This is a genomic window from Flagellimonas sediminis (genome assembly GCF_010500845.1).
GTDB lineage: Bacteria > Bacteroidota > Bacteroidia > Flavobacteriales > Flavobacteriaceae > Flagellimonas > Flagellimonas sediminis.
The window spans coordinates 502,584-517,460 of record NZ_JAAAMI010000002.1; the positions used below are offsets into that span (position 1 = coordinate 502,584).

Annotated in this window: 15 protein-coding genes and 1 tRNA gene; 14 read left to right on the forward strand and 2 right to left on the reverse strand. The window is 39.8% G+C overall.

Features of this window, described 5'->3' with window-relative positions; translation table 11 throughout:
- Nucleotides 1-42 precede the first annotated feature (42 nt).
- The 6 genes from tpx (at nucleotide 43) to ribB (ending at nucleotide 6,652) form a co-directional block, all read left to right on the forward strand.
- Entirely contained in the window at nucleotides 43-549 is a 507-nt protein-coding gene (gene tpx, locus GTK07_RS06860; protein ID WP_163634361.1) for a thiol peroxidase, read from the forward strand.
- Nucleotides 542-907 (forward strand): diacylglycerol kinase family protein, encoded by a 366-nt coding sequence (locus GTK07_RS06865; RefSeq protein WP_163634363.1) that lies wholly within the window; start codon nucleotides 542-544, stop codon nucleotides 905-907. The genes tpx and GTK07_RS06865 overlap by 8 nt, the downstream gene beginning before the upstream one ends.
- 63 nt (nucleotides 908-970) lie before the next feature.
- Complete coding sequence (locus tag GTK07_RS06870; protein WP_163634365.1) at nucleotides 971-3,355, forward strand: DNA translocase FtsK; 2,385 nt, start codon at nucleotides 971-973, stop codon at nucleotides 3,353-3,355.
- A complete protein-coding gene (lolA1, locus tag GTK07_RS06875) occupies nucleotides 3,342-4,007 on the forward strand; it encodes an outer membrane lipoprotein periplasmic chaperone LolA1 (protein WP_417938967.1) in 666 nt (221 codons plus the stop codon). The genes GTK07_RS06870 and lolA1 overlap by 14 nt, the downstream gene beginning before the upstream one ends.
- Before the next feature lie 3 nt (nucleotides 4,008-4,010).
- Nucleotides 4,011-5,513, forward strand: a complete 1,503-nt coding sequence (locus tag GTK07_RS06880) for an LptF/LptG family permease (RefSeq protein WP_163634367.1) — start codon at nucleotides 4,011-4,013, stop codon at nucleotides 5,511-5,513.
- Nucleotides 5,513-6,652: a 3,4-dihydroxy-2-butanone-4-phosphate synthase gene (gene ribB, locus GTK07_RS06885; RefSeq protein ID WP_163634446.1), complete on the forward strand. Its 1,140-nt coding sequence runs from the start codon at nucleotides 5,513-5,515 to the stop codon at nucleotides 6,650-6,652. Before GTK07_RS06880 ends, ribB begins: the two co-directional genes overlap by 1 nt.
- 266 nt (nucleotides 6,653-6,918) lie before the next feature.
- Here the strand turns inward: ribB and GTK07_RS06890 are convergent, their stop codons facing one another.
- Nucleotides 6,919-8,118: a DegT/DnrJ/EryC1/StrS family aminotransferase gene (locus GTK07_RS06890; protein ID WP_163634369.1), complete on the reverse strand. Its 1,200-nt coding sequence runs from the start codon at nucleotides 8,116-8,118 to the stop codon at nucleotides 6,919-6,921.
- Between the two features lie 25 nt (nucleotides 8,119-8,143).
- Nucleotides 8,144-8,896 carry a sulfite exporter TauE/SafE family protein gene (locus tag GTK07_RS06895; protein ID WP_163634371.1) on the reverse strand — a complete coding sequence of 251 codons (753 nt, stop codon included), beginning with the start codon at nucleotides 8,894-8,896 and terminating at the stop codon, nucleotides 8,144-8,146.
- A 175-nt stretch (nucleotides 8,897-9,071) separates the two neighbouring features.
- Here GTK07_RS06895 and GTK07_RS06900 point away from each other — a divergent pair.
- The 8 genes from GTK07_RS06900 to GTK07_RS06935 all read left to right on the forward strand — a co-directional run bounded on the left by GTK07_RS06900 (nucleotide 9,072) and on the right by GTK07_RS06935 (nucleotide 14,757).
- Nucleotides 9,072-9,156: transfer RNA gene (locus GTK07_RS06900), tRNA-Ser, on the forward strand.
- Between the two features lie 220 nt (nucleotides 9,157-9,376).
- The gene (locus tag GTK07_RS06905) at nucleotides 9,377-10,516 is read left to right on the forward strand and encodes a tyrosine-type recombinase/integrase (protein ID WP_235932464.1); all 1,140 of its coding nucleotides are present in this window, start codon (nucleotides 9,377-9,379) and stop codon (nucleotides 10,514-10,516) included.
- Between the two features lie 362 nt (nucleotides 10,517-10,878).
- Nucleotides 10,879-11,415 (forward strand): hypothetical protein, encoded by a 537-nt coding sequence (locus tag GTK07_RS06910; protein ID WP_203583749.1) that lies wholly within the window; start codon nucleotides 10,879-10,881, stop codon nucleotides 11,413-11,415.
- A 59-nt stretch (nucleotides 11,416-11,474) separates the two neighbouring features.
- Complete coding sequence (locus GTK07_RS06915; protein WP_235932478.1) at nucleotides 11,475-12,071, forward strand: DMP19 family protein; 597 nt, start codon at nucleotides 11,475-11,477, stop codon at nucleotides 12,069-12,071.
- Between the two features lie 114 nt (nucleotides 12,072-12,185).
- Entirely contained in the window at nucleotides 12,186-12,839 is a 654-nt protein-coding gene (locus tag GTK07_RS06920) for a hypothetical protein (protein WP_163634375.1), read from the forward strand.
- 147 nt (nucleotides 12,840-12,986) lie between these two features.
- A complete protein-coding gene (locus GTK07_RS06925) occupies nucleotides 12,987-13,520 on the forward strand; it encodes a hypothetical protein (protein ID WP_163634377.1) in 534 nt (177 codons plus the stop codon).
- A 153-nt stretch (nucleotides 13,521-13,673) separates the two neighbouring features.
- Nucleotides 13,674-14,405 carry a hypothetical protein gene (locus GTK07_RS06930; RefSeq protein WP_163634379.1) on the forward strand — a complete coding sequence of 244 codons (732 nt, stop codon included), beginning with the start codon at nucleotides 13,674-13,676 and terminating at the stop codon, nucleotides 14,403-14,405.
- A gap of 142 nt (nucleotides 14,406-14,547) precedes the next feature.
- Nucleotides 14,548-14,757 carry a hypothetical protein gene (locus GTK07_RS06935; protein ID WP_163634381.1) on the forward strand — a complete coding sequence of 70 codons (210 nt, stop codon included), beginning with the start codon at nucleotides 14,548-14,550 and terminating at the stop codon, nucleotides 14,755-14,757.
- The last annotated feature ends 120 nt before the right edge of the window (nucleotides 14,758-14,877 follow it).

Genomic DNA, 14,877 nt, shown 5'->3' on the forward strand with positions numbered 1-14,877 from the left:
TTTAATCTTTTTACCTTCACGCCAAAATAAAAACATATTCATATGGCATCCATATCATTGGGCGGAAGCCCTGCAAATACCATCGGTGATCTTCCACAAATTGGTTCCATGGCACCTGATTTCACATTGACGAAATTGGATCTTTCCGAAGCCTCCCTTTCGGATTTTAAAGGACAAAAATTGGTTTTGAACATTTTCCCAAGTGTAGATACTGGAACTTGTGCCCAATCGGTTCGTCATTTCAACAAGAATGCGTCCGAATTGGAAAACACCAAGGTGCTTTGCATTTCCAAAGACCTTCCCTTTGCACAAAAAAGATTTTGTGGTGCCGAAGGCATTGAAAATGTGGTCATGCTATCGGATTTCAAGACCGGTAAATTTGGAAACGATTACGGTTTGACCTTTGCGGATACAGTTTTCAAAAACCTTTTGTCCCGATGTGTTGTGGTGGTGGACAAAAACGGAAAAGTAGTATATACCGAACAAGTGGCCGAAACCGCCAATGAACCTAATTATGAGGCAGCGCTGGACGCACTGAAAAATGCCTAGGGAATCTTTCATAACCAATAGAATCCGCGGAGTGGGATATGCCCTTAAGGGCATGTTCCTGCTGTTGCGCACCGAGAACAGCATACAGATCCAATTCTGTATTGCCCTTGTCATGACGGTCGCTGGGTTCTATTTTGAAATTTCAAGTACGGAATGGGTTTTGCAGTTGTTGGCCATTGGTATGGTGATGGGCATTGAGGGATTGAACACGGCAATTGAAAAGGTCTCTGATTATATCCAACCCGACCTAGACCCCAAAATCGGGTTCATAAAAGATATTTCCGCAGGTGCCGTTATGATCGTGTCCATCATTGCCAGTATCATTGGGTTGATCATTTATCTGCCCAAATTCATGTAATGGCATCCAAGAACAATTGTAGCCTCGTAAATTTGTAACTTAGCCCCGCATTAAACAGGATTGATGGCAAAAAAAAGGACAAAATCAAAATCTCAACCTACGACCTCCAAGAAGAAGTTCTCGCTTAAACCCTCCAAGCAGAACAAGATTATTTTCGGAAGTCTTTTGATCGTTCTCAGCATAGCGCTATTTTTCTCCTTCATGTCTTTTTATTTCACTTGGCAGGAAGACCAGAGCATGCTTTCCGAATTTGCCGATCGCAATGCGCAGGCCAAAAACCTTTTGAACAAGTTTGGGGCGGCCGTTAGCCATTTTTTCATGTACAAAGGCTTCGGATTGGCCTCGTTTGCCTTTCCCCTGCTGTTGGCTGTCACCGGATTGTATCTTTTTTTAGGGCTTGACGGCAAAGGCCTGGTCGGAAAATGGGTTTGGGGCCTAACCGGAATCATTTGGGTCTCCGTGGCCTTGGGCTTTTTTGCTGCGGACCTTCCCTTGTTGGGTGGATCGATCGGGTACGAGATGAATGATTTTCTTCAAGACTACACAGGTAAAATTGGGGTGTTCCTTATTTTGATATTTGTATTGATGGTCATCTTGGTAAGACTTTTCAATTTTACCCCGGAAGGTTTTGCTAATTTCTTCAAATCACAAAAACAAAAGATAAAATCGGACTTTACCGACACCAATGAACAACCTATTGATGCTGATGATACCGAGGAAGATGAGGAAAGCAGCATTGAACTCAGGATGGACGACAAAGTCCAGGAAAAAATAGACACCTACACCCATAAAAAGGATATACCCCCTCTTAAAAGCGAAGCCGGTTTGGATGTAAACCTACCGGAAGATGATGCATCTGACATTGACTTGACTGTTGAAGAAACCAAGGAAGAAGAGGAAAGCGATGTTAAGGCGGCCAAACTGGTGAAGGATTTTGGCGAATTCGACCCCAAATTGGAACTCGGCAATTACAAATTTCCCCCTTTAGATCTTTTGGATGCCCATGGGGCATCTGGCGGCATCACCATTAATCAGGAAGAACTTGAGGAAAACAAGAACCGTATTGTCAGCACCCTTAAAAATTATAAGATCGGAATCGCCCAGATCAAGGCAACCATTGGTCCAACAGTTACCCTATACGAAATTGTTCCCGATGCGGGTATCCGTATTTCCAAAATCAAAAATCTGGAGGATGACATTGCTTTATCCTTGGCTGCTTTGGGCATCCGCATCATTGCCCCTATTCCCGGCAAAGGAACCGTAGGCATTGAAGTACCGAACAAAAATGCCACGGTGGTTTCCATGCGTTCCGTGATTGCCTCCAATAAATTCCAAAAGGCGGAAATGGAGCTTCCCGTCGCCTTTGGCAAGACCATCAGCAACGAAACCTTTGTCGTGGACCTGGCCAAAATGCCCCACTTGCTTATGGCCGGTGCTACTGGTCAGGGTAAATCCGTTGGTCTCAATGCCGTCATCACCTCCTTGCTCTATAAAAAGCATCCTGCGGAAGTGAAGTTCATCTTTGTGGATCCGAAAAAAGTGGAATTGACGCTTTACAATAAAATTGAACGCCATTTCTTGGCCAAACTTCCGGATTCGGACGAGGCCATCATCACCGATACCACCAAGGTGATCCATACCTTGAACTCGCTCTGTATTGAGATGGACAACCGCTATGAGTTGTTAAAAACAGCCATGGTACGGAACATTAAGGAATACAATGCCAAGTTCAAGGCTAGAAAATTGAATCCGAATGATGGGCACAAGTTTTTACCCTACATAGTTTTGGTGATTGACGAGTTTGCCGACCTCATTATGACTGCTGGCAAGGAAGTGGAAACGCCTATTGCCAGATTGGCACAGTTGGCACGGGCTATTGGCATCCACTTGATCATTGCCACGCAGCGTCCTTCGGTGAACGTGATCACGGGCATTATCAAGGCCAACTTCCCGGCGCGTATTGCGTTTAGGGTAACTTCAAAAATAGATTCCCGCACCATTTTGGATGCCCAAGGCGCGGATCAACTTATTGGCCGTGGGGACATGCTCTACACCCAGGGAAATGACATGACACGTTTGCAGTGTGCCTTTGTGGATACTCCTGAAGTAGGTAAAATTGTTGAGTATATCGGATCCCAAAGAGCTTACCCAGAAGCCCATATGTTACCTGAATATATTGGTGAGGATTCTGGCACAAGTATTGATTATGATATTTCGGAAAGGGATGCCATGTTCCGTGAAGCCGCAGAAGTCATTGTAACGGCCCAACAAGGTTCCGCCTCCCTTATACAACGTAAATTAAAATTGGGCTACAACAGGGCCGGCAGGATCATTGATCAATTGGAAGCCGCCGGAATTGTGGGGCCATTTGAAGGGAGTAAGGCCAGACAGGTATTGATCCCGGATATTTATTCTTTGGAACAACATTTGGAAAATGAAACAAAATAAGACCATGATCAAAAAATATATACTTTTTATCGCTTTAGCCACAGTCGGACTTTTTTCTTACGGTCAGGATGCCAATAAGGCAAAATCCCTTTTGGATGATGTATACAACAAGGTGAAGTCCTATGACAATATTTATATTGAGTTTCAATCTTCCCTTGAAAATACAGAGGCCAACATAAAACAGGAAACCAATGGTAATGTAACCCTTAAGGGTGAAAAATATGTGTTGAACTACCTTGGTGCGGAACAATTGTTTGATGGTAAGAAAGTATACACCATTGTACCCGAAAATGAGGAGGTTACCATTGAGGACGTGAACGAGGAAGAGGACAATGTGAGCCCATCCAAAATGCTGACTTTTTACAAAACGGGCCATAACTACAAATGGGACATCCTTCAAAATGTGGGCGGTAGAAAAATTCAATATGTAAAGCTTACCCCTATCGATTCCAACTCAGAGATTAAATCTATTTTGCTCGGGATAGATACGGAAACCAAACATATCTATAAATTGATCCAAACGGGAAATAATGGCACCAAGACCACTATTACCGTTAATTCTTTCAAAACCAATCAACCACTTTCGAGCACTCTGTTTACCTTTAACGAGAAAAAATACGAGGACAAAGGGTATTACATTACAAGAAACTAGGCGTTGAAAATACTAGACCAGTATATATTAAGGAGGTTCCTTTATAATTTCTTCAGTTCCTTTCTCATCCTGATCGTCATATTCATTTTTCAGGGAATATGGCTGTTCATAGATGATTTGGCCGGGAAAGGTCTGGGTATCGTCATCATCGCCAAATTCATTTTTTATTTCATTCCTACATTGATCGACAAGGTTTTACCATTAACGGTATTGCTTTCGTCTATCCTTACTTTTGGGACCTTTGCTGAGAACTATGAGTTTGCCGCCATGAAAGCTTCGGGTATTTCGCTCCAGCGAGGTATGCGGAGTTTGATCGTGTTCGTACTCTTTTTGGGAGTGGTCACCTTTTTCTTTGCCAATAACGTAATCCCAAAATCAGAGCAAAAAATGTTCAACCTGAGGCGGAACATAGCCAAGGTAAAACCTGCTGCCGCCATTACTGAAGGGGTTTTCAGTAATTTTGAAGGAACTGCCCAAGGCATGAACATCAAAGTAGACCGAAAGCATGGGGAACAGGATCGTTTTTTGGAAAATGTGATCATCCATAAAAAATCGAACCAAGGAATCAATACTACCGTGATCAAGGCAAAATCCGGGGAGCTTATCAGTAGCGAGACATCGGATATTATCCAATTGGTACTCAAGGATGGAAATTATTACGAGGAACTGCAGCCAAAAGATGCCAAAGAACGCAGAAAACAACCTTTTGCCAAATCCGATTTCGAGACGTATACCATCAATATCGACATATCGGAACTGAACGATCAGGATCTGGAAGAAGATCAGAACATCACCACCAATAAAATGAAGAATGTGAGTCGGTTGATCAAGGATATCGACTCATTGCGTGAAAACAACTTGGAAAAGGTAGAGGCCTTTTCCAAGAACATCGTCAACCGAATGGGTGCATTCCCTATCCTACCCAAAAAAGACAGCACGGAACAAAAGAATGGCCCAGAACTGATTGTTTCAGAAAAAGTCAAAAAAATACATAAGGATTCCATAAAAAGTACTGATGATCTGGTGAAAAATCTCGAGCTATGGGAGCAACTGCAAGTGATGAAAAAGGCACAGAATGATGTTGCCGGTATTTTGAGCACTGTGATCGCTAAAAAAGACGAGCTACAGACCAGATTTAAGTTCTACAACAGCCATATCCTATCCCTGCACCAAAAATATGCACTGGCGCTGTCCTGTATCATCCTTTTCTTTGTAGGGGCGCCCTTGGGTGCCATTATCAGGAAGGGAGGACTTGGATTGCCCATGGTAATCGCTATTATTTTATTTTTGACCTATTATTTTATTGGGGTATTTGCTGGTAATTACGCCAAGGAAGGTAACATTCACCCAGCCCTGGGTGCGTGGCTTTCCACATTGATCATGTTGCCCTTGGGCGTATCCTTGACCAAAAGAGCCACTGCGGACAAAGGGTTGTTCGGGTTCGGAAATGTATGGGATCGGATTAAATCCATTTTTAAGAGAAAGAATAAAGATTCAGAGGAATGATGGCCGCCAAAGACAAAAAAATACAGCTCAACGCCATAGAGGATGCCATTGCCGATATTCGTGAAGGCAAGGTAATCATTGTGGTTGATGATGAAAACCGGGAAAACGAAGGTGATTTTCTAGCCGCAGCAGAGCTCATTACCCCTGAGACCATCAATTTTATGGCCACCCACGGTCGCGGGCTTATTTGTGCGCCCTTAACAGAGGGAAGATGCAAAGATCTTGGTCTGCATAAAATGGTCACCCATAATTCAGACCCTTTGGAAACAGCTTTTACGGTTTCTGTTGATTTAAGAGGAAATGGTGTCACCACCGGTATTTCTGCCTCTGACAGGGCCAAAACGGTATTGGCATTGACCGATCCTACCACAAAGGCCCATGATTTGGGAAGACCTGGTCATATTTTTCCTTTGATTGCCAAGGAAGGTGGGGTATTAAGACGGACTGGACATACCGAGGCAGCCATAGATTTTGCCCGATTGGCCGGTTTGGAGCCTGCCGGGGTCATTGTAGAGATCATGAATGAGGATGGATCTATGGCCAGATTGCCACAATTGATGGAGGTTGCCAAAAAATTCGCCCTTAAAATCGTTTCCATTGAAGATTTGATCGCCTATCGTATGGAACACGATAGCCTTATAGAACTCAAGGAAGCCTTTACCATCCAAACCAGGTTTGGCGAGTTCAGGTTGAGAGCCTACCAACAAACCACCAATGACCAGGTGCACATTGCCCTTTTAAAAGGAAACTGGAAAAGTGGCGAGCCCGTGTTGACCCGTATCAATTCAACATTAGTGAACAATGATATACTGGGAACGTTGACCAATAACCCTGATGAAGCCCTCCAACGCATGTTCAAGGTTTTGAATGCCGAAGAAAACAGTGCCATGATCTTCATCAACCAGGGCAACCAATCCATGAACTTGTTAAGCAGGTTGTCCGAATTCAAGAAATTACAGGCGCAAGGTGTAACCAGTGCCCCAAAAATTGATATGGACAGTAAGGATTTTGGCATCGGCGCCCAAATACTGCATGACATCAATATTTCTAAAATCCGTCTTTTGAGCAATTCTGCACACACCCGTCGTGTTGGCATGGTGGGGTACGGATTGGAGATTGTGGAATATGTGAATTATTAAAGTACGTGTACCTCCCCTCCTGTCATTCTTTAAAAGACTGCGATTGAAGACTCTTCGTTCGGGTAAAATTGAAAAGAATCAAGGGGCAAGTGTTAAAGTTATCTATTGCCTTTGATCATGTGGCATTCAATCCTTTTTTGAGATGCTTCGCTCTGCTCAGCATGACAGGGTAGTTCCACTTTATTAAAAAACAGACGTGATGAGATGTTTCGCTTTGCTCCGTACGCCAGCCTTAACCCAAATTGAAAAGTGTTAATGGCTTATTGTCAATTGAAAAGTGTCTCCTGGATAGCGGAAACCATTTTTGATGCCCTGTCCTCCATTTCCTTTTCGGACCAACTTAACTTAATAAGACAAGAAATCGTTCGGCCCATCCAATGGTCGGAAGCAGAAAAATCAGTTTGGGTATAATCCGGAACCGCATTCCTAATCTCTTGCGGTAAATTGCCCAACGATTTTAACTGGGTAAGGTGTTCCCATTTTCTATAATAATGCCAATTATTGTTGTACCAATAGAAACAACTGTCAACTCCATTCTCCCTGAGGGATTTGTGTGCCTTTCGTGCCAATCCCTCCGTTGGAAGAAAGAAGCTGAGGAATGAATAATTCTCCTCCCCTCCATCGGGAACTCTTCTAAAGGTGACCTCTGGAATACCGGACAGAGCATTTCTTAAAATGGTATAGTTTCTTTCTTGGATGGAAAGAAATTCGTCCAATCTGGAAAGTTGTGCCAATCCTACCGCAGCATTCAATTCCGAGATTCTAAAATTGTATCCCAAAAAAGGATGCTGCTCCGCTCCCCTATCGCTACCTATGTGGTCATGGCCATGATCGGAATACTTATGGGTATTTTCGTAATAAGCCTCGTTATTGGTGATGATGGCCCCGCCCTCGCCACAGGTAATGGTCTTTACATAATCGAAAGAAAAACAGCCGAGGTCGCCGTAACTTCCCAGCGGTTTACCATTATAACTACCTCCAATGGCCTGACAAGCATCTTCCAAAAGCGACAGTCCATGTTTTGTACAGATTTTTTGCAGGGCGTCCAAATTGGCCATGGAGCCACACATATGCACGGGCATCACTACTTTGGTACGTGGTCCGATGGCCTTTTCCACCGCAGCGGGGTCTAAGGTAAGTGTATCATCAATATCCACAAGGATAGGAACGGCTCCCAATGCCAATATGGATTCGAAACTGGCCACAAAGGTAAAGGTAGGCATAATGACCTCATCCCCTGCACCAACCCCTATACTGGCCAAGGCCACCGTCAAGGCGGCGGTACCGCTACTCACCAAATGCACATGTTGGGTCTGCATGCGATTGGCAAGGGCTGCTTCCAATTCCTTGGCTTTCCAATGACCATTACGCATACCATCAAATCCGTAGCGCATAAGCACCCCCGAGTCCAACACATCCTGCACCTCTTTTCTTTCCTTGTCACCAAAAAGTTCAAATCCCGGCATTCCTATTGTTCCATTTTAATTCGACTTAAAAAAACCACAGTTTTATGGCCATGATCACTACAGCTACCACCAAAAAGGTCTTGATGAAGCCATCTCCGCGTTTTACCGAAAAACGACTTGCCACCCAGGCTCCCGACCCGTTGCCTATGGCCAAAATTAACCCGATTTTCCAATTGACCTTATCATGAAAGGCAAATACTGCCAATGCCGCCAACATATAGATAAATACGACCGTTACTTTGGTGGCATTGGACCGTACAAGATTCATTCGGTTAACGTAGTGCGTAAACAGCATCATCAGAAAGCCAAGTCCAGCGTTGATGAAGCCCCCATAGACACCAAAGCCGAAAAAAACAATCAAACTGATCCATAAATATTTTCCGGTGAGTCGCTCCTGCATGTCCTCCATTCGCATTTTGGGCTTAAAAATGATGATCAGTACCACGGCCAACATGACCATGGCCAAGATCCGATTAAAGGTTTCCCCTTTGATATCGACCGCAATCCAAGCCCCCAGTATAGATCCAAAAAAAGCCGAAATGCCCAAATAGACATTGAATGGAAAGGTGGAAATGCCCTTGCTCTTAAAACCGGCCGTGGCCATGGCGGTCTGTATTACAATGGCCACCCGATTGGTACCATTGGCCACCGCGGCGGGAAGCCCTAAAAAGATGAGCGTTGGTAACGAAAGTAGGGAACCCCCACCCGCAATAGTATTGATAAAACCAACAGTAAAACCAACGGCAACAAGAAGCAAATAATGATACCATTCCAACATGGGGCAAAAGTACAGGCAATAGTTGAATTCTTGTGCGATTAAAAAATAAAATGCTTTGGTTTTTCACAGAAGGAAAAAGCTTTATATATTTGCACCCGCTTAGGAGGATTGGCAGAGTGGTCGTCCCGATGGTTATTGGGAGCGGCAATCTTGAAAACAGACCTTCTTTTTTACTGGAGAAATGGCAGAGTGGTCGAATGCGGCAGTCTTGAAAACTGTTGAGGGTCACACCTCCGGGGGTTCGAATCCCTCTTTCTCCGCTTAATGACGTGAAAAGTCCCTTTTTTAGGGGCTTTTTTTTTGGTTGACAATCTAGGTGACAGAACTTGCTTTATAAGTTCCATATTAAAGGGTGACCAATGATGAATATTCTCCGCATTTTTCCCTGATATTAACTTCATAGTTTTTATCTTATCTTTTCATAGATTCCCAACCTCTTCACGATTCTGGTCTCACGGCCAGATTTTAAATTTACTTTTCATGGAAAAGCCCGTTGTTTTATTCTCAAAATCCAACTATGAGGGACAGGTAGTTCTCCTTGTGAATTTTCCAAGCAATTTGAAATTGCATGGATATTTAAAGAAGTTTAATGGTATTATTTGGAGTAAATCTCTTGGGGCATTTTACCTGCCTTTTTCCAAGGCAATAACCAATGCCTTGTTCCAATATCTCAGAGCGGAAAATTATTATATTGACTATTCTGCGTTAACCACTGGAAAATCATCCAATGTAAATACTGAGAAAATCAAAAAAGTGGATGCTGGGCACCGAATAGTCAAAAAAGTCAAACTTAGTATTGATTACTTTAAAACTTGGATGAGCCAAAAACGCTATAGTGAGAATACAATCAGGACTTATGAAGGGATGCTGCTTATATTCTTTCGGTTTCATTTCCCAAAGACGGAGTTGGAAATTACAGAAAAAGATATTGTCACTTTCAATACTGATTATATTTTGGCCAATGGGTTCTCATATACTTACCAAAACCAAGCAATAAATGCCATTAAACTTTTTTACCGCCAACAAGGGAAAACACAATTGTTACCAGAAAATTTGGAACGTCCTAAAAAAACAAAGAAGCTGCCCGAGGTATTGAGTGTTGAGGAAATCCAGCTAATAATTCAGAATACAACGAACCTAAAGCACAAAACCTTGATCAGCTTACTTTATTCCTGTGGTCTAAGAATTGGAGAAGCACTAAAACTCAAGGTGAAGGATATTGACAACAAAAGGAGGTCCATGCATATCAAATCAGCGAAAGGCTCCAAGGACAGGTATGTTCCAATACCAATTAGGATGATTGATTTACTGAATAAATACATGGTCCGCTATACTCCCAATGATTTTGTTTTTGAAGGTCAAAATGGCGGAAAATATTCGGCTGTGAGTGCACGTCAGATCTTACAACGTTCTTTACATTTATCCAAAATTGAAAGGTCAATTACCTTGCATACTTTACGTCACAGTCATGCTACGCATTTATTAGAAAATGGTACAGATATAAGATATATACAAGAGCTACTGGGCCATAATAGCCCCAAAACCACCATGATCTACACTCATGTTAGCACCACAAGTCTGGACAAAATAAAGAATCCGTTTGATGAGTTTGAGATTTAATATAGAAAACAACCCAAATCATCGCTTTTATTCCTATTTTGGGTGTATAGAGATGTATTATACGTTTCTATAAACAAGTTGTGCGGCATTTACCAACGACACTGCAAAATTGATAACTTGATTAAGATAATAAGACATGTCTACACAAATTTGTCCGAAATGTAAAGCAAATTCTTTTACCTGGCATATTGATGATGACGTAAACCTAACCTCTTGGGGCTGCTATGATTGTGGATATATAGCTTATGAGGATGAATCTTTTGAGCGAGAATGTTCAAATTGTGGAAAAAAAACTGAAAGTAGATTGGAAGACAAAGAGAAAAAATATTGGTGGTGTTGTTCATGTAATAGGATAACTGACTATGAATTATAATTTTAAAATATTACCATTTGTTCTGATTTCAATAACACTTGTGAATTGCTCACGGATTAAAAATAAGACTGACGATATAACCAATAAAGTCAAGTCAAAGACAAAAAAGGAAATAAAAAAACAAACAGATAAAGTTGTTGATAAGGTATTTCCACCTTTTGACAGTGACAAAGCTGATACAGAAAATAATAAAAGAAGATTTAAGGATTTTATAAAAGTTGAGTTGACAGAGGATGTTAAAAACATTTATTGCTTTGATGATGCGATAGGAATTGACGCTGATTACATGTTTTCATTTACTTGTAACTCACAGACATCTGATAAGATTATTAAAACCCACAATTTGACCAGAGATACTAATAACTCAGATAATGGATTTAATCTCCAGCATGACTTTGATTGGTGGGATAAAGATAAAATCTCACAACTCGTTAAATATAGCTGGACAAATGGAGGTCAGTATTATAAGTATTATTGGTTTGACAATGAGAATAATAAGGCATATTATTTTGAATTTGACATGTAAAAATTTAATACTAAACGACCGCACAACACGCGGTAAAAAACATTGGGGGTTTGGGTGGTATGGCGAGCCTTACGGCTCGTATCGTTTCCCGTGCACCAGGATACGACCGCAGCTCGAAATCCCCAACGATTTCTTACCGCGAGACCGTTGTAACACATTTGATGAAAACCCAAGAAACATTGACAAACGAAGAATTAATTGATTATGTCTACTATGATATTGCAGGAAAATATCTGAATGAAAAAATCAATGATTGGAGTCAAACTAAAATGTGGTACGACACAGTTTTTGAATTATCAGAACCTGTTCGATATAGGTATGGAATTGGAGTTTTAAATATGCAAGTAATGAATGGTGGATTTGAACAGTATTTCGACAATGATTATGGAATTTTTGCAGAGGAAACGCTAAATGGACTGAAAAAAATTGGAGCTGAATTGACTTTTGCACTTTTAAAAAGTGCAATCAAAATATTAAATAAACATAAAGAACCGCAAACTGACCTGTTTGAATTCATAACCCAGAATAAATATTGGGAAAATGAAGAAATAGAACAAGAACTCGACCGATTAGATGATGAATATTACAAACTCGAAGAAAAAGAGAATTTGACTGAATTACTCGGGAATTATTTGCGGAGCTGTGAAATAAAATAAAAACGTGTTACAACAATGTATAACCGCAATTACGGCGGATTCGACTACGTCCGAATCCACTCGGAATTGCTAACGTCAGTGCCAAACCGAAAATTAACGCATATTAACCCGTAAATGACGGTTATACGAGACCGTTGTGGTGCATTTAAACAAACCCTAAAAATGAATTTAAAATTTGCCAAATATTTGATAATTATGCTGCTTTTGGCAAATTGTGGAAAGCAAGAAACTGAAATAAAGAATTATGGATTTCCAAAAAGCGAAAGTGGAAGTTTAAATGTATCTCTTAAATTATCGGAATTTAAAAATTATGGAAAACTCATTGACAGAATTCGTGAAATAACCTGCAATGATAGTATTCCCAGAATAGTCATTAAAGAAGAAAATATAGTTCGGAATATTTATCCGATTGAACATTGCGAACCGATGATTTTTGACCCAGAAGGAAAACACTATGTTTCTTTTACAAAAGGTAAATTTTATAAAGACCATTTTAGCAAAGAAATTAAGGCGGATTCTTTGGATTGGACTTTAAAGAACGACTTTGCCTATTTCAAGGTAGAAGACGAAACTGATGTTATCAAAAGTTATTTTATGATTATGGAATCTAATCGGGACGAAAAAATTAACGGAATTGAAAATTTCCTAAATGAATTAACTCAAGAATATGACAAACTAAAAACTGAATTGGAACTCAATATATCATTTTGGGAAGTTGTGCCTTATTTGCCACCATCTGAAATAGAGAATGACAAACAAACTGAATAAAAAAACGACACCACAACAATGGCTATAAGTAATTGCTTGTTCTCACCTACTTCTGAAAATCCTTGCGGATTTTCAGTTTGGTGTGTACTTGCAAAGTTAAGTGCTAAACCACGCAACTACTCATAGCCGAGACCGTTACCTGTAATTTTGAAAAAACCTTTACAAATATTGACATTATGGATTTTTGGTGTCGGAATTGGATGGGCACAAACGGAATTTCCTTTTTTCGAGCAAAACGCGTTTGACTTCTATGCGAAAGAGATACTTAAAGTGAATCCTGTAAAAAAAAGAATAAGCGTTTATAGATATTACTTTGAATTTCAAGATTCTACTAGACATTTTGTGGAAGGAGAATGTTTGGAAAATCCCATATTTAAAAATCAATTGAAAAAAGTTGATGAAGCTGAGTACAAACAATTACATATCGATTCAGACAAATTTGAATTGGACTTAAGCAAAATTGACAAAAAACAATTTAGAATCAGGAGAAATGGACGAGGCAACTTTCCTAAATTATTCATAAGCTATCCGATGGTTTCTACTAAAGACCCAACAAGATTTTTTGTTAATATCTATGAGTCATATGAAAGACAAGGGAATAACTATCATATAGAATTAAATGATAAAGGAAAAGTAATCGATTGGTGTCACTCTCGACATGTTACAATAACAATTCATTAAAAAACTACAGGTAACACTGGCTATAATTCATTGCTGCTTTATTGCTAAATTTAAACCTATCAACCATTAACAGGGCCCGATTTCTCCCGGACAAATCCTGCCGGATTTATCCACGCCGAAATCATAGCCAAACCGTTGTGCGTAATTTGAAAAATGAAATATTTAGTAATTTTTATAGTATTATTTCTTCTTCCAACCTTCGTTTTATCTCAAAATGAAAAAGATGTTTATGAAGCAAAAACTGAGCAAATTAATCCACAGAAGATTGATTCGCTTTGCTACGAAATATACTCTCAAAATAATTTGGAAAATCTCGAATATTCATTCAAATATATAGACGATATTGAAAAATGCGAAAATGTGATAACGACCAATTATTGGGCGAATGACATTAAAGTTAACTTTGTATTTGAAAATGGTAATCTCTCTTATTTAACACCTTCAAAATTCGATGATTTTAGAAGAAGTTTCTATCAAGAAAAGATATTGAATGTTCTTGTCTATTTAAACGATAAGGAAGTTAAAAGACGTTTCTTTAAAGCAAAATCATCGAAACCTTTTACATTTTACAAAACAAAAAACTTCATAACCACAACCATTTTTTTTGAAAGATTTGACCGATTTTTAATTTTTGATTATTACTTTCAAAACGATAAATTAATAAAGGTTAGCATTAGAGAATTAAATCCTGAATTTCAATGGGATAAAATTAATTATACTGATTTCTACTACAATAATTCAAAAATTGTTTCCCGGAATTTCTATCAATCATTAATGGATGGACGATTTTCATTAGACAGAAAAATTAATGACGAAGATTTAATTAAAATATCAACTGACTTATTAGAAAAAATAAAAACTACGCACAACAATGGCTATAAGTAATTGCTTGCTCTCGCCTACTTCTGAAAATCCTCGCGAATTTTCAGTTTGGTGTGTACTTGCAAAGTTTAATGCTAACCCACGCAACTACTCATAGCCGAGACCGTTACCACACATTTGAGAAAATCTATAACGAAATAAAATTATGGGAATATTTGACTTTTTCAAGACAAAACGAAACGAAAAATCTAATCAAAATCCGATTGATGAAACGCAATTGGAATTTATTGAAAAATCTACAAATAATGCTGAACGACTGATTTCTAGTTTCAATAAAAGACTAGATGATGGATTGGATTATAGCGAATCAAGTTTGACCGTTTTAGACGAGGAGATTTTGAGCTTATTTGGATAGGGCGGTCAATGTATACCACCTGCGGCGGATGAAAGTGAGCAGTGCAAATCAAGTGCACGAGATCGACTCATTTTGGTGCTGAAGTTAACGTTTATTTTTAATTTTTTTTCTCATTGATTC